Annotated in this window: 23 protein-coding genes and 1 other RNA gene; 17 read left to right on the top strand and 7 right to left on the bottom strand. The window is 41.2% G+C overall.

The window, feature by feature from the left end; translation table 11 throughout:
* Positions 1-73: 73 nt before the first annotated feature.
* The 4 genes from metX (at position 74) to rdgB (ending at position 3,200) form a co-directional block, all read left to right on the top strand.
* Positions 74-1,234 (top strand): homoserine O-succinyltransferase MetX, encoded by a 1,161-nt coding sequence (gene metX / locus P255_RS02395; protein WP_004903256.1) that lies wholly within the window; start codon positions 74-76, stop codon positions 1,232-1,234.
* Complete coding sequence (metW, locus tag P255_RS02390) at positions 1,234-1,827, top strand: methionine biosynthesis protein MetW (RefSeq protein ID WP_004903255.1); 594 nt, start codon at positions 1,234-1,236, stop codon at positions 1,825-1,827. The genes metX and metW overlap by 1 nt, the downstream gene beginning before the upstream one ends.
* Positions 1,824-2,411, top strand: coding sequence for a tetratricopeptide repeat protein (locus tag P255_RS02385; protein WP_004903253.1), 588 nt, complete (start codon positions 1,824-1,826; stop codon positions 2,409-2,411). The genes metW and P255_RS02385 overlap by 4 nt, the downstream gene beginning before the upstream one ends.
* Before the next feature lie 159 nt (positions 2,412-2,570).
* Positions 2,571-3,200, top strand: a complete 630-nt coding sequence (gene rdgB, locus P255_RS02380; protein WP_004903252.1) for an RdgB/HAM1 family non-canonical purine NTP pyrophosphatase — start codon at positions 2,571-2,573, stop codon at positions 3,198-3,200.
* Positions 3,201-3,232: 32 nt separating this feature from the next.
* On the opposite strand, the gene P255_RS02375 is transcribed toward rdgB, so the two are convergent.
* The 3 genes from P255_RS02375 to P255_RS02365 form a co-directional block, all read right to left on the bottom strand.
* On the bottom strand, positions 3,233-4,114 hold the full coding sequence (locus tag P255_RS02375; protein ID WP_004903251.1) for an AEC family transporter: 882 nt from the start codon (positions 4,112-4,114) through the stop codon (positions 3,233-3,235).
* Between the two features lie 139 nt (positions 4,115-4,253).
* Positions 4,254-5,114 carry a DMT family transporter gene (locus P255_RS02370; protein WP_004903250.1) on the bottom strand — a complete coding sequence of 287 codons (861 nt, stop codon included), beginning with the start codon at positions 5,112-5,114 and terminating at the stop codon, positions 4,254-4,256.
* A gap of 77 nt (positions 5,115-5,191) precedes the next feature.
* Complete coding sequence (locus tag P255_RS02365; protein WP_004903249.1) at positions 5,192-5,974, bottom strand: NRDE family protein; 783 nt, start codon at positions 5,972-5,974, stop codon at positions 5,192-5,194.
* 96 nt (positions 5,975-6,070) lie between these two features.
* Between P255_RS02365 and lgt the strand changes: the two genes are divergently transcribed.
* From lgt to P255_RS02340, 5 genes are all read left to right on the top strand, one after another.
* Complete coding sequence (gene lgt / locus P255_RS02360; protein ID WP_004903248.1) at positions 6,071-6,883, top strand: prolipoprotein diacylglyceryl transferase; 813 nt, start codon at positions 6,071-6,073, stop codon at positions 6,881-6,883.
* 88 nt (positions 6,884-6,971) lie between these two features.
* A complete protein-coding gene (locus P255_RS02355) occupies positions 6,972-7,349 on the top strand; it encodes a hypothetical protein (protein ID WP_004903247.1) in 378 nt (125 codons plus the stop codon).
* Positions 7,350-7,351: 2 nt separating this feature from the next.
* Positions 7,352-7,699: a hypothetical protein gene (locus P255_RS02350; RefSeq protein WP_004903246.1), complete on the top strand. Its 348-nt coding sequence runs from the start codon at positions 7,352-7,354 to the stop codon at positions 7,697-7,699.
* 174 nt (positions 7,700-7,873) lie between these two features.
* The gene (gene thyA, locus P255_RS02345) at positions 7,874-8,716 is read left to right on the top strand and encodes a thymidylate synthase (RefSeq protein ID WP_004903242.1); all 843 of its coding nucleotides are present in this window, start codon (positions 7,874-7,876) and stop codon (positions 8,714-8,716) included.
* Positions 8,713-9,225 carry a dihydrofolate reductase gene (locus P255_RS02340; RefSeq protein ID WP_004903240.1) on the top strand — a complete coding sequence of 171 codons (513 nt, stop codon included), beginning with the start codon at positions 8,713-8,715 and terminating at the stop codon, positions 9,223-9,225. The genes thyA and P255_RS02340 overlap by 4 nt, the downstream gene beginning before the upstream one ends.
* A gap of 62 nt (positions 9,226-9,287) precedes the next feature.
* Here the strand turns inward: P255_RS02340 and P255_RS02335 are convergent, their stop codons facing one another.
* Positions 9,288-10,034, bottom strand: a complete 747-nt coding sequence (locus tag P255_RS02335) for an outer membrane protein (protein ID WP_004903238.1) — start codon at positions 10,032-10,034, stop codon at positions 9,288-9,290.
* 246 nt (positions 10,035-10,280) lie between these two features.
* Between P255_RS02335 and P255_RS02330 the strand changes: the two genes are divergently transcribed.
* Complete coding sequence (locus P255_RS02330) at positions 10,281-10,736, top strand: META domain-containing protein (protein ID WP_004903236.1); 456 nt, start codon at positions 10,281-10,283, stop codon at positions 10,734-10,736.
* Between the two features lie 27 nt (positions 10,737-10,763).
* On the top strand, positions 10,764-11,285 hold the full coding sequence (msrA, locus tag P255_RS02325) for a peptide-methionine (S)-S-oxide reductase MsrA (RefSeq protein ID WP_004903234.1): 522 nt from the start codon (positions 10,764-10,766) through the stop codon (positions 11,283-11,285).
* A gap of 41 nt (positions 11,286-11,326) precedes the next feature.
* On the opposite strand, the gene P255_RS02320 is transcribed toward msrA, so the two are convergent.
* From P255_RS02320 to P255_RS02310, 3 genes are read right to left on the bottom strand one after another with little or no spacing between them, the layout of a single operon-like run.
* The gene (locus P255_RS02320; protein WP_004903231.1) at positions 11,327-11,731 is read right to left on the bottom strand and encodes an ExbD/TolR family protein; all 405 of its coding nucleotides are present in this window, start codon (positions 11,729-11,731) and stop codon (positions 11,327-11,329) included.
* Entirely contained in the window at positions 11,731-12,363 is a 633-nt protein-coding gene (locus tag P255_RS02315; RefSeq protein ID WP_004903229.1) for a MotA/TolQ/ExbB proton channel family protein, read from the bottom strand. The genes P255_RS02320 and P255_RS02315 overlap by 1 nt, the downstream gene beginning before the upstream one ends.
* A gap of 35 nt (positions 12,364-12,398) precedes the next feature.
* Positions 12,399-13,199 (bottom strand): TonB family protein, encoded by an 801-nt coding sequence (locus P255_RS02310; protein WP_004903227.1) that lies wholly within the window; start codon positions 13,197-13,199, stop codon positions 12,399-12,401.
* Between the two features lie 316 nt (positions 13,200-13,515).
* On the opposite strand from P255_RS02310, the gene ssrA reads away from it, so the two are divergent.
* From ssrA to P255_RS02280, 6 genes are all read left to right on the top strand, one after another.
* Positions 13,516-13,874: a transfer-messenger RNA gene (ssrA, locus tag P255_RS15150) on the top strand.
* A 180-nt stretch (positions 13,875-14,054) separates the two neighbouring features.
* Positions 14,055-15,281 (top strand): tyrosine-type recombinase/integrase, encoded by a 1,227-nt coding sequence (locus P255_RS02300; protein ID WP_004903223.1) that lies wholly within the window; start codon positions 14,055-14,057, stop codon positions 15,279-15,281.
* A gap of 153 nt (positions 15,282-15,434) precedes the next feature.
* Complete coding sequence (locus P255_RS02295; RefSeq protein ID WP_004903222.1) at positions 15,435-16,166, top strand: hypothetical protein; 732 nt, start codon at positions 15,435-15,437, stop codon at positions 16,164-16,166.
* 163 nt (positions 16,167-16,329) lie between these two features.
* Positions 16,330-16,539, top strand: coding sequence for a hypothetical protein (locus P255_RS02290; protein ID WP_004903219.1), 210 nt, complete (start codon positions 16,330-16,332; stop codon positions 16,537-16,539).
* 3 nt (positions 16,540-16,542) lie between these two features.
* Positions 16,543-16,761, top strand: coding sequence for a helix-turn-helix domain-containing protein (locus tag P255_RS02285; protein WP_004903218.1), 219 nt, complete (start codon positions 16,543-16,545; stop codon positions 16,759-16,761).
* Positions 16,758-17,129: a hypothetical protein gene (locus P255_RS02280; RefSeq protein ID WP_004903215.1), complete on the top strand. Its 372-nt coding sequence runs from the start codon at positions 16,758-16,760 to the stop codon at positions 17,127-17,129. Before P255_RS02285 ends, P255_RS02280 begins: the two co-directional genes overlap by 4 nt.
* The last annotated feature ends 3 nt before the right edge of the window (positions 17,130-17,132 follow it).

The following is a 17,132-nucleotide window of genomic DNA, read 5'->3' as shown; positions in this document are numbered from 1 at the left end:
CATTTTAAAAGGATACCCAAGTTGGTATCCTTTTATTTTTTCATAATTCCAAAATATAAGGCGATTTGCACTCGTGTCTTTTTCAGCTGACTCTGTAGGTTTGGTCGTCCCGCAAAAGTACCAATTCGAACAACCACTCCAACTGGAATGTGGTCGAATCTTACCTCGTTTTGATCTTATGGTTGAAACTTATGGTACGTTAAATGCGGAAAAATCCAATGCAATTTTGATTTGCCATGCACTCTCTGGTCATCATCATGCTGCTGGTTATCATCATGAAGATGATAAAAAAGCAGGCTGGTGGGATGCCTGTATCGGGCCAGGCAAAGCAATTGATACCAACAAGTTTTGTGTCATTGCACTGAACAATATTGGAGGTTGCAATGGTTCAACAGGCCCTGTTTCTCCTAACCCCGAAAATGACAATCTACCGTATGGTCCAGATTTTCCATTAGTCACGGTTCGGGACTGGGTCAAAACTCAGGCCATGCTGTCTGACCGTTTAGGTATTTCAGTTTGGTATGCCATTATTGGTGGCTCTTTAGGCGGTATGCAAGCGTTACAATGGTCTGTGGATTATCCAGATCGCTTAAAAAACTGTGTCATTATTGCCAGTGCCCCAAAACTTTCAGCGCAAAATATTGCCTTTAATGAAGTTGCACGTCAGTCTATTTTATCTGATCCAGATTTTCATCATGGGCGCTATCTAGAGCATGACAGCTACCCGAAACGTGGTCTGATTTTGGCGCGTATGGTCGGGCATATTACCTATTTATCTGAAGAAGCCATGAAACAGAAATTTGGTCGTGACTTGAAGTCAGGCAAATTTATGTATGGTTTCGATGTCGAATTTCAGGTCGAAAGTTATTTGCGTTATCAGGGTGAGCAGTTTAGTCGTAACTTCGATGCCAATACCTACCTGATTATGACCAAAGCATTAGATTACTTTGATCCTTCGCGTGAATATGAATCTTCATTGACCAAAGCTATGGCAAATACACAGTGCCGTTTCCTGGTAGTGTCCTTTACCACCGACTGGCGATTTAGTCCTGCGCGTTCTCAGGAAATTGTCAATGCTCTCATCACCAATCACAAGCCTGTCAGCTACCTCGATATTGAGGCTGAACAAGGTCATGACTCGTTCTTGTTCCCGATTCCACTGTATGTTAAAACCCTTCGAGCTTTCTTAGGTGGTGAAGAACATCTGGCAAGTACCCCACAGGAGACCGTGTAATGCGTTTAGATCAGCAACTCGCAGAAAAATGGATCAAACCAGGTTCAAGTGTGCTTGATCTGGGTTGTGGTGATGGTGAGCTTTTGGCTCATATGAGTAAAAAGCATCAAATTCGTGCCTACGGACTAGAAATCGACCAAGAAAAGATTGCAATTGCGATCAGTCGGGGGTTAAATATTATACAACAAGACCTCAATCTAGGTTTACACCGCTTTGCCGATCAGTCTTTTGACTATGTTGTTATGGCACAGGCGTTGCAATCGGTTGATGCGCCTGATGTTCTTTTAAGAGATATGGTGCGTGTGGGCAAACAGGCAATTATTACTTTTCCAAACTTCGCGCATTGGAAGACTCGCTCTTTTCTTGCACTTAAAGGAATGATGCCCGTTTCGGAAACATTACCTTACATGTGGTACAACACGCCGAATATTCATTTATGTACTTTCCGTGATTTTGAAGCACTGTGTGCTGAAAATCAGATTAGGATTATTAATCGACTCGCCGTAAATGGGAATCAACAAGATAGTTTACTCAGTAAACATATTCCAAATTTGTTTGGTGAAGTCGCAATTTATCGAGTAAGCGCCCTATGAAAAAAGTATTCTTTAGCACCATTTTGTTTGGTATTTTAAGTACTCAGGTTCATGCTGATTACCTACCATCACAGCAATCAACATCGGCTTTGGCCGCGCGTTATTCGACCATGAGCTTTAACGAATTACTAAATGAAGCGAAAGCAGGTCAAGCAGCAGCACAGTTTTATGTTGCAACCCGTTATCAATATGGTCGTGAAGTTTCTAAAGACCCAAAACAGGCATTTACTTGGTATAAAAAAGCAGCTGATCAGGGGGTTTCTGCAGCTCAACTCAATGTCGGTCGTATGTTGGTTGAAGGCATTGGTACCAGTCAAAATGAAAAATTGGGGCGCCAATACCTTGAAAAAGCAGCCAGCCACGGTGACAATCGTGCCAGCTTCAACTTGGCACTCATTGAAGAACACAATAAAAACTATGTTAATGCATACCAATGGTACGAACTTTCAACCCGTGACGGTATGTTAGACAATAAAGTGATTGATATGTCACAAACCAAGAAAACTGCTTTGGCAGCCAACTTAACGCCTGAACAAATTCGTCAGGCAGTTGACCGCGCTGACAAATGGATTCAAGCACAATAATGCTTGAAACGAATCACAGGGATAATCCGAATGCCCTGTGATTCTACGCAAACTCCCCTACGCTTTGCCTGATCTTTTTCCTTTCATATTATCTTTTGTTTTTCATCGGCAAACTCGGCATAATTCTGCCCATGTTTTGCTAAATTTTGATGATTGATTATGTCTACCCCTTCATGGCTCAATGCGGGTCAATTGGTACTTGCAAGCAACAACAAAGGCAAAGTTGCCGAATTTGAAACACTCTTTCAACAACTTAATTTGCCTGTTGAAATTATTCCTCAAGGCCGCCTAAATATTGAAGATGCGGTCGAAGATGGCTTAAGTTTTGTGGAAAATGCCATTATTAAAGCGCGCCATGCTGCAAAAATTTCAGGTAAACCAGCCTTGGCGGATGATTCAGGCATTTGTGTGCCTATACTCGGCGGCGCACCTGGGATTTACTCTGCTCGTTATGCAGGTGAGCATGGCAATGATGCTGCCAATAACCAAAAATTACTCGAAGATTTACAAGCATTTCGCCAAGAAGGTCAAGCCATTGAAGGCATGTTTGTCTGTGTACTGGCTCTGGTTGAACATGCCGAAGATCCTTTACCGAAAATTTTCCAAGGCATCTGGACAGGTGAAATTTTAGATGCTGTACGTGGTGAAAATGGCTTTGGTTACGACCCATTATTCTGGTTACCAGAACTTGGCAAAAGTAGTGCTGAACTGAGTAAAGCCGAAAAAAACCAGATCAGTCACCGTGGTCAAGCTATGCAACTGTTCCGCCAAAGCCTGACTCAAATTTAAATCACCAATCAATTCAGGGGTTAAGCTCAGATTTAACCCTTGAGTAACCGCCACACAAGTCCATAAAGTAAAATTATACCAATACTGACAATCGTTCCTGCCGCAATGTAACGTGCCGAGTAGCCTGTGCCCTGATAATGGGTTTCAAGCGCCACAATATTCGCTGCTGGGGGTAAACAAAATAAAAAGAACATCAACCCGATATATTCTTTAAAAGCTTCAACGGGAATGAAGTAATAACTTACACTACAAATGACTCCCCCAAATACCAACTTCGGTAGCATCACACGAACGCTATGCCACAGATCAGCTTTTGCCACTTGAGTATGCCTAAGCCACATCCCCAGTACACACATACCAGTGAACACCATGCCCACTTTGGCAAACTGATACAAATGTAACACCCAGTTCGGTTCTTGAAAGTTTTGTACGTGTAATAAACGCAAAATCGCTGAAATGATTAGAGCAATCACTGGTGGCGATAACGACACTTTTTTCATTAAACTGGCTGTATTTTGCGGTGCTGAACTGACCGCAGAAACCGCCCAAATATTGCCAAACAATGAACCGCCAATATAGAGCGCAATCATGGCAGAACTGATCTGATGCCCAAAAATCGCCAAGGCAAATGGAAAACCCAGCCATGCTAAATTGACATAACTGGCGCAGAGAGCAATGAGCCGATCTTTAAAGAAATAAACAAAACCCAGATACACCAAGAAAGCTGAGCTAAAGCTAAACAGCATCAGGCTTAAACTACCTGTCTGGTAGTAAACCATGTTGTAAATAATCACAAAAGGGATAAAAAATCGGGCCAGAATACGAGAGCAAAATACTTTCAGCGCTTCAGCAGATTTCCATGATGCGGTGAGCCAACCCAATATAAATGCCAATGTTGGTAAAAGTAGACTCACCCTGATCTCCTTATTCTGTGTGTTTTATGCCCCGGTGTCGATAAAAGCACTTTCTGAAATTACTGGAAAGTTCCAATAAAAGCAAATCTAGCATTCTGATTAGAATAAATATCTACTCCTGCACAAACGTTGGAGAAACTTAGTCATTTTTAGCGATGTGCTGTACCACAGCGATTTTACGCCCTGCAAAAATCAGCAGACCGATACCACTCAAGACCATAATTGTGGCAAACAGCATGCGCAAACTCAAAGTTTCATTGAGAAAAATCACGCCTGCCAGCAATGCTAAACACGGGACACTCAACTGCAAGGTGCTTGCGGTCATGCGATCAAGATGTTTCAGTAAATCATACCAGAGTACATACGCCAGACTTGAGGTGAATGCGCCAGAAATGATGGCTAAAGCCAGACCATTCCAGTGAATATACAGATTGGGCATACTGACTAAACTCAAGAGCAGGCAAATCGGTACTGCCCAAATAAAGTTGTTATAAGTCATTATCATAGGTTGGGCTGTTGACATTCCAATCAGGCTATATCCAGCCCAGCTTAACCCCGCCAATATCATCATGAAAGCATAAAATAAAGACGGTGCATGCGTCGCAGGCAAAAAGAGCAGCAAAATACCTAAAAAAGCAACCGATAAGCCCATTCCTCTGAACCACGTGACTTTTTCACCGTTATACACTGCATACAGTGCCATCGAAATTTGCACTGTGCCAAACAGCAGCAATGCGCCTAAACCTGCATCAAGTTGCATATAAGCAACTGAAAATGCCAAGATGTAGCCTGTTAAGCACAACCCGCCTTTCCAGTTTTCGCGCTGGGGTTTAAGTTTTTCTACTGAACGCAGCAAGACTGCCAGTGCCAGTACTCCACTGACAATCCGAATCATGCTAAAACTGTATGGATCAATCATTCGGTCTGCTAATGCCAAACGACAGAAAATTGAATTGGCTGCAAATGCACTCATCGCAAGCGCGATTTTTCCCCACATCATCGTCAATATCCTTATTGATGACAGCGATTTCAGTCTATAAAAATCATTTCCTGTCCAGAAAATTTCATCAAGCCGACTCAACCAGAGTAGCTAAACTCGATACGTTGAATCTTTCCTTGCTGTGGCCCTTGTTGAGTTTTTTCCAACCAGACCGCATGCTGCTGAAAACAGCGCAAAAAATTAGAACAGCGCGTGCCGTAGTTGGGGCTGGCAATAAAAGTCGAGGACAGCAGTTGTTCCAGTTCCCGAGCAATGCCTGTCTGTGGCAACTGTTCAGGCAAGCGCTGGCGCTGATCTTCCAATATGTCCCAAGCCACCTGTTGCAAGTCTGATTCGGATACATCAGGCAAAGCCAAGAGTGGCAAAAATTCTTGTACAAAACGCTGACGCAAATGCTGGTTTTTCGCCCAATGCTCCGACATGAGGCCATTGGACATCACATACACACCATGTGCCAATACCTGTGGTGCTTCCCCTCGATTGCTCATATATACGGCTTGTTGCCGATCACCCACAATCAGGTTAAACCCTGCGTAATCTTGCTGTCGTTGCTCCAGTTGCTGGGCAAAACGAATCGGTGGTAAATCTAATGCCAAATAATCTGCCACAATTTCACCGCGTGAAGTCGGATAAGTTCGCTGATCTGAAGCATCCCGATAATTGGTGATTACTGCCCAGCGCCCCGTTTCGGTGATGCCCATCCATGTTCCACCCGACTGCAAGTCCTGCCCTGCGATAATCGGACTATGTTGCCAGTGTCGTAAGGACTGGGTTGGGCGGATATAGAACTCATCCCGATTGGACAATAAACATATAGGTAAACCTTCCACCACTTGCCATGCCAGCGCCACAATACACATAACAGATCCTTTGTATCTTTACACATTGAATGTACAACATTTTTAAGGTTTATCGGCTAGAATCTTGCCAAACATACAGAAATGAAAGGAATAGTCATGCTGACCTATCCCAACATCAATCCAATTGCGATTGAGCTTGGCCCGCTCAAAGTACACTGGTATGGATTAATGTACCTCTTGGCATTTTTATGTGCATGGGGACTTGCCAACTATCGGGCAAAACAACGTACCGACTGGACAGCCGAGATGGTATCTGATCTGGTTTTTTATGGTGCTTTAGGTGTCGTGCTCGGTGGTCGGGTCGGTTATGTGTTGTTCTATGAATTTGATAAATTTCTCGCTAACCCAACTTGGTTGTTTCAGGTGTGGACAGGTGGTATGAGCTTCCACGGCGGTTTTATTGGTGTGATGGTCGCCATGCTGCTGTGGTGTAAAAAATACCAAAAAACCTGGTTTCAAACCATGGACTTTATTGCGCCTTGTGTCCCGACAGGGTTAATGTTTGGACGAATTGGTAACTTTATTGGCGGTGAATTATATGGTCGCCCTGTGACCGATCCCAATTATCCATTTGGTATGATTTTCCCAACTGACCCATTACATCTGGTGCGCCATCCTTCGCAAATTTACCAAGCCCTGTGTGAAGGTTTATTGTTATTTATTATTTTATGGTGGTTTAGCAGCAAGCCACGCCCACGCATGGCGGTATCTGCCCTGTTTCTTATGGGGTATGGTTTGTCGCGCTTCTTTATGGAATTTTTCCGTGAACCCGATGCAGATCAAGGCTTTATCCTGTTTGGTTGGGTGACCAAAGGGCAAATGCTCTCTTTCCCAATGATTATTGCGGGATTACTGCTCTTAGCCTTTGCCTATAAACGCAAAGTTTATGATTGGACAGTCAATAAATAAAAGCACCGTCACATCATACGATCAGGGACGAAAGTCCCTTTTTTTATGCTAAAGTGCGGCATATCCTTCGTCATTTTTTCCACACAATATGCTCGAATTCTGGTTTGAACCCACCACCACACTTGCGCGTAAAATTCTAATTTTATTACTTACGATTGCAATCGCTGTGGGTCTATATCTGTATAAACCACTACCCTCTGCGGTGATTCTGATGTTTACAGGTACAGGATTGGTGTTTTTGATTTGTCGTTATGCGCGTTTGCAAATTGCAAAAAATGACCCCAGCCGTTTTTTATTTCGTGTGTTTACATGGATTCCACTCGCACTGATTTTGGCAGTGCTGTTTATGAAAACTATGGATGATTTACTGATTTTAGGCATTCAAGGGCTGGCTTTTATGGCACTGAGTGTTTTTATTTTTTCACCACTGGCACGTTTGTCAAAACCTACTTCAACTGAATCTTAATTATGCTGCAATTTTGGTATTCTGAACGCTGTACCCGCAACGTTAAACTCATGATCACCATCGCCATTTGTGTAATGACAATGCTCCTATCCAAAGTGTCGGCTCTACCTTCTATTTGGGTCGGAATCTGTGTTGCTGTTGGGGTTTTTATGCATTTGATTTACCAATTTGCTGCGCGCCGCCCGTATACCAAATTACTGGTCTGGATTTTACCTCTAGGCGGTTTGACTGCACTTGGTTTACAACCGAGTAATGCGCTTTGGGCATGGCTCGGTCAAGGACTGGGTTTTATGATCTTAGGCCTATTTATTATGTCGATTTATCAAAATCGAGCGAAACGCTTTGACTGATTAAATCAGGAATCGCCCAATGTTATTGGCATCGGTTTTTGATATGATCAGTATGATAGAGTCGTCGGCATTTTTGCTAAAAAACATTATTCAAGGTTCTATATTAGGGTAAAATCCTCAACCTGCCACAGTACGACACATCAGGTCGTAACATTTCAGCTCTATAGGAATTTTATGAAAGCGTATCTTGATCTACTACAGCACATTCTGGACAACGGCGGCGACAAAGGCGACCGTACAGGGACAGGGACGCGTTCTGTATTTGGTCATCAAATGCGTTTTGACCTCAATCAAGGATTTCCCTTACTGACCACCAAAAAAGTTCATTTCCGCTCGATTGCGATTGAACTGTTGTGGTTTTTAAAAGGCGATACCAACGTCCAGTACTTACAAAACAACAAAGTCACCATTTGGGACGAGTGGGCAACAGCAGAACAAACTGCACGTTTTGGTCGCCCTGAAGGTGAACTCGGCCCTGTGTACGGACATCAATGGCGTAACTTTGGCGCGACTAAAAATACCGATGGCAGCTACCAAAAAGATGGCTTTGACCAGATTCAGTGGTTAATTAATGAAATCAAAACCAATCCAAATTCGCGTCGCCTGATTGTTTCAGGCTGGAATCCGCAAGAAGCTGGACAAGTCGCTTTACCGCCATGTCACACATTGTTCCAGTTCTTTGTACAAGATGGCAAACTGTCTTGCCAGTTGTATCAGCGTAGTGCCGACGTGTTTCTGGGCGTGCCATTTAATATTGCCAGCTATGCCCTACTGACCCATATGGTGGCTCAAGTCTGTGGTCTAGGTGTTGGTGACTTTGTCTGGACTGGTGGCGATACGCATTTATATGCCAACCATTTTGAACAAGCTCGCCTACAGTTAACACGTGAACCATTACCACTGTGTCAGCTTAAGCTCAACCCTGATGTTAAAGATATTTTTGAATTCAAATTTGAAGATATCGAAATTGTTAATTATCAATCACATTCTGCAATTAAAGCACCGGTGGCTGTATGAGTTTTCAAGGAATCGAAATCGTCCATGTCGTAGCGATGGATCAACAACGCTGTATTGGTAAAGGCAATGCTCTGCCTTGGCATATTTCCGCAGATTTAAAACACTTTAAAGCTATCACTCAAGGTGGTGTGGTCGTGATGGGGCGTAAAACCCTCGAGTCCATGGGGCGCGCCTTACCTAAACGTGTGAATTGGGTGATTACTCGCGATACATCATGGTCTTTTGACAAGGTTAAAGTCGCACATAGCATTGAAGATGCATTGGCTCAAGCGCTGACCGATGTGGCTGCAAGCGAAAAACCTGAAAGTATTTTTGTGATTGGTGGTGGGGAAATTTTTACTCAAACCATGAAAATTGCAGATCGTTTAGAGCTAACTCATGTTGAGCTTGATGTACAAGGTGATGCCTACTACCCTGAAATTCCAGATGAATTTCATAAGGTTTGTAGTGAAAAACATGTCGATGAACAATCAGGTGTTGCTTTTGAGTTTGCAACTTATACAAAATAAGTCAAAAAAAGAGGAACAAATCAATTTGTTCCTCTTTTACTTCTAGATGCTATAAACTCAAATTAGAATGAGTAACGTAGACCCAATGCAAGGTTGTGCGCACGTAAGTTATAACTTGATTCAACATCAGTTTCAAAGTCATTGTAATACTGTTTTAACTTACCTGAGTCGATATATTTATAAGAAAAATCAGCTGCTAGATTTGGAGTAATTGCGTAAGAGGTACCTACACCCACAGACCACACAAAATTCGTAGTTGTTTTTGAAGTTTTAGCAATATTTTGCTGCCAAGTGCCACTAGTACCAACTTCATTCCAATCCTGATTCAAAGAAAGTGTACCCTTTGTATGAATACTCGTTGCACCTACACCAACTGCAAAATAAGGCGTGAATTTGGTTGTGTTTTTCCAGTCAAAGTAGGTATTCCACATCACTGACTGTTGTTGAAGCTTAACTGCATCTTTAAGATAAACAGTAACAACAGGATTGCTTCCCAATACATGTTTACTGTCAAATTGATGATCTTGTTGCGCTGAATATTCAAGTTCTGTACGTACTGGTACATGTAAACTTGGTTCCAAGTTCCAACCAAAAGCAATCGCACCAGTGGCTAAATTTTGTTTATCATCTGAAGATAAATCATACGATACTGTTGAATTGTTAGATTTTAATTTATCAGCATTTAAGTCTGTAATATTCAAACCTACTTTTGCAGATACATAAGCATCTTTTAACACGCCATCCGCAGCTAAAGCAGGAACGGTAATTGCTGCTGCTAATGCCCCAATCAAAATTGTACTTTTTTTCATAAAAATCATTCCTTTTTAAGATCTTTGTTTTCAATATGATTCAGTCTATTATAACAAAACGATACAAATCAACACATAAATCACACTTTTTAAGATTTTTGTAAACAATTCATGTGAAATGTAAATTATAGTACCTGTGTCACATTTTACTTTTTATAAACATAATTCATCTCATATAATACTTTTTAGTCGCATTTTTAAAAAATATACTTAAAAAAACAGCTTAAATAGGATTAAACTACTGTAATGAAAAAACTTATTTTATTGACTCTTTTTACCAGCTTGGGTGTCATTTCAGCATGTTCAAGCTTACCTTACCAACCTTCAGCAAGTCTTTCACAACAGCAGCAGGAGCTTCAAGCAAAGCAAGTGATTTGGCAAGTCACACATATTCAAGGACATGCTCTCTCTGCTGATGAACTCGCTCATCAACCCTCTTTAAGTTTTGATGCGAATAGCCAACAGGTTAAAGGTAGCGATGGCTGTAACCGATTTTTTGGGAGTTATCAGTTGCAAGGCAATCATTTGCACTTAAGCCCTCTGGCATCAACGAAAATGATGTGTGTAGGCAATATGCAAATCAGTGATCAATTTCATTTAGCATTAGCAAAAGTGACAAGCTTTAGTGTAGAAAAACAAATCTTAAAATTAAAAGATCAATCTAACCATGTAATTATGGAATTACATTCTCAAAATCACTAATTTTTAAGTTCATTTAAGGATCTAGATATGCAACAGGCGTTATTTGGTGGTGGCTGTTTCTGGTGTGTAGAAGCCGTTTTTTTACAGTTACGCGGTGTTATACAGGTAACCAGTGGTTATGCAGGTGGTCATCTTGTTGAACCAAGCTATGAAGCAGTATGCAGTGGCAATACTGGACATGCGGAAGTCGTAAAAATTGACTTTGATGAAGAACAAGTCCGTTACACTGATTTATTGACTGTATTTTTTGCAACACATGATCCAACGACCTTAAACCGTCAGGGCAATGATATTGGTACACAATATCGTTCAGTGATTTACTACTATAATAATGAGCAAAAACAGCAAGCTAAACAGTTTATTGATGAGCTCAAAGCAGAAGGTGTTCAAGTGGTGACCGAATTAACGGCTGCACCAGTTTTCTATGCTGCCGAAGATTATCATCAAAATTACTATGCTAAAAATCCAAGCCAAGGCTACTGCAATTTTGCAATTCCCCCAAAATTAAATAAATTACGTAGCAAGTTTCAAGGTTTGCTCAAAGCATAAAAAAAAGCGACTTCAATGTCGCTTTTTTATCTCAGCATGATTTAGTTTTCACTGACAAAAGCAATATCACTCAACCCAGCTTCGCTGGCACGTGACATGACTTGTGCCACTGTATCGTAGCGTGATTGTTTATCAGCACGTAATTGTACAGTTGGTTTTTGTGCTTGTTGACCTGCAGCATGAAAACGCTGAGACAAATCATCTAAACTGATCATTTGATCATTCCATGCCACTTCACCTTTAGCATTAATACTGATGGTAATTGCATGAGGTGGAGGTGTGGTGATTTGCGCTGTGGTCTTGGGTAAAGTCAAAGGAATCGATGGATTCGCAACGGTTGCTGTCACCAAGAAAATAATCATCAACACCAGCATAATATCGATTAGCGGAATGAGGTTCATCTCATTCATGCCAGTATCGTGATCTTCACCCAATTGAAAAGCCATTATGCCTGACCTCCAGCATAATTTTGTTGAGCTGTTTTGGCAGCATTTGCAGTATTGCTTTGTGTCGCAGAATCTTGTTGCAACATGGTGTCAATCAGCAAAGTATGTGCTTTGTCTTGTAGCGCATGGGCTAAAGCACGGTTAGCACGGACACAAATGTTATATGCAAGTACCGCAGGAATCGCAACCCCAAGCCCTAGCCCTGTCATGATCAGTGCTTCGCCCACTGGCGTTGCAACCTGTGCCAAACCAGCTTGCCCACTACGACCAACAGCCGCTAACGCGTGAAAAATTCCCCAAACTGTACCAAATAGTCCTACAAATGGTGCGATTGAAGCAATTGTTCCCAGAACAGCAACACCTTTTTCTGCTGAAGTTTTTTCTTCAGAAATTTGACGCAGTAAAGCTTGTTCGGCAACTGCTTTACGCTGATCAAATGCCAAAGGTGCAAGTTTAGCTTTAAGCTTGGTCAACGCTTGTTCGAGTTGAGCATATGCTTGTTGTTTAAGGTGACGTGTACCCATTAAACGTAAAGCAAAAACCGTCCACGTTGTAATCGACATTACAATGAGTACAAAATACAGCGTTTTACTTACTGCATCGGCATTTTGCCAGTAGATTGAAAAGTTCATGCTCGAACTCCTGATTTCATAAATTAGCCGTAAATTTAATTCAGATTTAATGCAAAAGGTTGAGGTGCAATAAAATCATGCGCATAAGGCTTAAAGCTCTGTCTTGAAATATAACGTTTCACCATTTGATCCAACTTACTATTTCCTGATGACTTAATAATTTCAACATCAGTGATCGTACCTTTTGCCGTTGCATGTATTCTTAGCTTTATGACAAAAGTACCTTTTAGGCTATCGTCAGTATTACTGTTTAAAAAATCTTCTACAACTTCATTTAAGCCACGTGTAATCCTATCTGTCCCATATTTCCATTCAACACCAGAGCCTCCCCCAATACTCACCGTTTTTGGTGATGGATCAGCAATAGGAGCGCTGGGCTGTGGTGCAACCGGTTGTGGTGCAGGCTGTGGTGCAGATTTAGTAATCGCAGATTTTGTCGTGGTGACTACAGGTGCAGGTGGAGCTTTTACAACAGGTTGCTCTACAGCATGCTTTGGTGCTTGAGTCTTGACCTGTTGAATTTTTTCAACTTTTTTAGGTGGTGGAGGCAGCTGTTTTTCAACAATTTTAACTTCCTTGACCTCTTTTGGTTTTTCCTGTGGCTTTGGTTTTTCTTTTTGTTTTGGAGGCAATGGCTTGGAAGGTTGTTGAATTTTAACAAAACGTACTTGTAGTGGTGGTTTATGAACTGGCTTTAAATCCTGAATTTTCATTTGACCCAACGCCCAAAATACGCCGATATGTCCAACCACAACGGCAATAAATGTCGCAAGTATTTTCTTTTTCATACGATCACTAGGATGAGGATCTAAATTCAATGCAGGAGAATGACTCATAACACAACTATAACCTGTGGCGTATGACTTATCGTGATAGACAAATCACAACTATCGAGTTGAACGATTAAGTCTCAATATAATAAATGAGAAGTGTTTTCATTTTCAACCTCTTTTCACAATTTATTCGCCTCTAAATAAATCATAAAAATTTGGCAATAAAAACGCCTTAATATTTGTTATATTATAACGTAATTATTATTTTTCCAATCGATTTTCTGTAATAAATCGAGTACTGATCATGATGCAAGGATGGCTGAATATAATAAAAATTATCAGTTCTTCGATTGTTATGTTATAATTCACCGATCATCATGGGGATGTTCTTGGCTTCGACGCTGGTGATGAAACTCATAGATGCATGCCGAGAGCGCATTTTCTCTCGTAAATCAAATTTGCATTTTTTAGTCGCAAACGACGAATCATACGCTCTAGCTGCCTAAGGGCAGCTTGTCCGCCTCTCCGAATACTTGTGGTTAGAGAGTCCGACTGAAGCGCACGCACACAAGTCCGTATAAAGCCAAGCCTCGGGGCTTTATACCAAACTAAGAGGATCGCGTTTTGTACCCTGTTCGTCGGGTCACTTAATGTTAAAACAATAGACGATATCTAAGCATGTAGTATTCTCGAGCGTAATGCTGGCGGACGCGGGTTCAACTCCCGCCATCTCCACCATATACTTAAATTTATATGCCGTAATATGACGATGTATAAGTTGGAAAGGCTTAAATCTAAAGGGTTTAAGCCTTTTTTCTTGCCTGTACATAACGAATCATAACTGTATATACCATTGCTCACCATGTATCACTCCTTGTATCATTGAGTTTTTATTGAAACCGCAGTGATACAAGAAAAATGAAAAGAAGCCAAATTAAAAAACGCCCAATGTCGGATACTACCTTATCTAATCTTGAATCAGAGGATAAGGACTATCGAGAGCTAGACGGTAATGGCTTATATTTCTTTGTCCAAAAGAATGGTAATAAGTCATGGCAACTCAGATACAAGAAGCCCAATGGTAAATGGGCATGGCTAGGCTTAGGTGGCTATCCTCAAATAGGTGGGGAATTAGCACGTAAGAAAGCCCAAGAGTTAATTGCCGATATTGGCAAAGGTGAAAATCCAATCATTACCAAGCAAGAACGCAAAGCAAAAGAACTCGAAGAAAATAACGCCACCTTTGAAGCACTGGCTAAAGAATGGATAGACACCAAACAAAATACATGGGTTGCCGATACATTGACCCGAAACAGAGGTGCATTAGAAAAACATATCTACCCTACTTTTGGTAAACGGCTCTTTGTATCCATTCGCCCGATTGAATGGATGGAACATTTAAAAGGCATCCAACAAGAACATAAAATCTATGAACAGGTGAAGCGTATTCGCACCATGTGCCGTGATATTTACGACTATGCCAAAGTCACTGGACGCATTGACTACAACCCACTTGAGGGGCTGCATAAATTCCTAGAGTCAGGCAAAAAAGAGAATATGGCGCATGTTGATGAAAAAGAGCTACCACCATTATTGAGAGCCATAGATAACTACCCTACTCCTGACATTCGCATCGGGTTAAAACTACTTACGATGTTGTTTTGTCGCCCCAGTGAATTAAGGGAAGCTCAATGGCATGAATTTGATCTTGATGAAGGGCTTTGGAATATCCCCGAAGAACGGATGAAGAAACGCCGTGAACATATCATTCCATTACCGACTCAAGCGGTTAATTTACTCAATGAATTAAAGTCCATTCGTGGTGAATCTGAATATCTCTTTCCTAGCCGCTCTAATCCGAATAAGCCCAAATCAGATACTGTTTTTATTATGGCATTACGGCGCTTAGGCTATGAAGGCAGGCAAACCCCTCACGGCTTTAGACACATTGCCAGTACCTTACTCAATAACAAGGGCTTTGATGAACGGCACATCGAGGCAGCTTTAGCCCACGTGAAAGACGGCGTGGCAGGCGTATATAATAAAGCTCAGTATCTCAATGACCGTAAGCATTTAATGCAATGGTACGCCGACCATTTAGAACAATTGGCAGATGATACGGTCATTCAATTTAAGAAAGCATAGCGACAACATTAGTCGCACTAATTAGCTTTATATGCAGCAATATGAATAAATATAAATTATGATGATTTTGCTAAGCCTAGCCTGACGGGGCGAAAGTCGGACACCCAATCCGATTGGCTTAGCAGTTTATTTGGGGCTGCTGTGGGAGGCGAAATGGCTACATTAAAAGAATTACATAATAAAAGAGGCAATCCCGATTTAGGACATTGGAATACCATTAAGTTATTTTCTATTGCCGAGGCTAGTTTATTAACTGCTGGGCTTGAACCTTGCGAATATAATCATCTTGCTGATTATGAGCTTCGCCAAAAATTACTTAATGAAAAACCTATAAATTGGCAACATGCTCTAATGTTAATAAGGTCACTAATAGAAGCTATTTGCACACAAGAAATTAAATCACCATTAATACGAGTTGAACGCTCTGACTACAATGACAATTGTTGGAATGAAACAGTGGAGCAAGCCAAAATAAGCCTTGATGACACTAGCTCAATAGTTGCAAATGAAACAAAAATTCATAGGGATGAGTTGCATAAATGGCTAAGAAAAAATGGGTATTTTGAAATACAGCAGCAAAACATTATCAATGTTCAACAAACCGTATATCAACAGCCTGAACTAATAGACCATAACAACATTATTTTATTGCCTGAACCAACTTATACAACTCCAGCATTAGAAGCTATTCAGGGCGTTGTTAATGAGTTTTGGATAAGCTATGATCCTGATAGTAATCAACCACCACCCAAACAAAGTACTGTAAAATCATGGATAGCAGAACATTATCCCGAAATGGATAGTGACTACATCCAAACAGCCATAGATAAAATATGCCGTCACCCCAAAGCCAAAAATGGCGGTAATACCAAACGGAATCAATAAAATATAATGAAAGGCATCACACCATAAAAAATAATAAAATCATGTAATTATTTTGGTGTTATAGCAATAATTATAGGTTGCCATAACACCTTTGATACTTCGTTACCCCAATATCTATTTGCTTTTATTACTCCATCAAACACCGTTATGTGGAGTTAAATAAATGCAACCTATCCGAGTTACTTATAATCAGGCGTGTGAACTTTTAAGCATTAAACGTGATGCTTTACGCCAACTTGTCCAAAAAGACCCTGCTTTTCCGAAGCCATATAAACAAGGTTCTACCCGACAAGCCCCTGTCTATTTTGACTATGCCGATTTAGTCGCATGGCATAACAACCAAAAAGCCACCAATTCAGAAATGGAGGCTTGATCTATGCAAAACACCTCTCATCAAACCCAAGTTTTAACCCACTTAAAACAGGGTAAAACCCTTTCACAGGCAGAAGCCATCTATCACTTTGATTGCTATCGCCTGAGCGCCGTTATTCAGCGATTACGCATTGCAGGGCATGACATTGTGACCCACAACGAACCCAACTTAAACGGTAAAGGCACACACGCACGTTATGAGCTAAAGGAGTTTGAGGCATGAAAAACATTATCAAAGGCTTAGGCTTGTTGGTTGTGGTATGGGCTATAGCGGTGTTTCTGATTGCAAGCTGTAGTAAATCCGCTTATGCTGTAGACCTCTCAAAAAACGTAAGCGTCACCCCACAGCGTCATTGTGGTTTTATTGTGCCTAAATTCTGCATAGACTCTCAATCTATGCACGAAATAAAGGGCGCAAGCATTACAGCTATGCATACAAGGCTGCAATCCCTCTATGAGGGGATGACACGACAAAATAAGTCATTCGTGGCAAATATGTCGGGCGGTACTTACGTTCCGAGAGTGAATCCCCTCACCCTAATCTCTCAAATTAGCGTGAGTCTCCAAACTCAAAAACGTAAGGAGGCATAACTC

This window comes from Acinetobacter brisouii CIP 110357 (genome assembly GCF_000488275.1).
Lineage (GTDB): Bacteria > Pseudomonadota > Gammaproteobacteria > Pseudomonadales > Moraxellaceae > Acinetobacter > Acinetobacter brisouii.
Note: the sequence above shows the minus strand (reverse complement) of the source record. Positions and strands in the feature narration are given on the sequence as shown.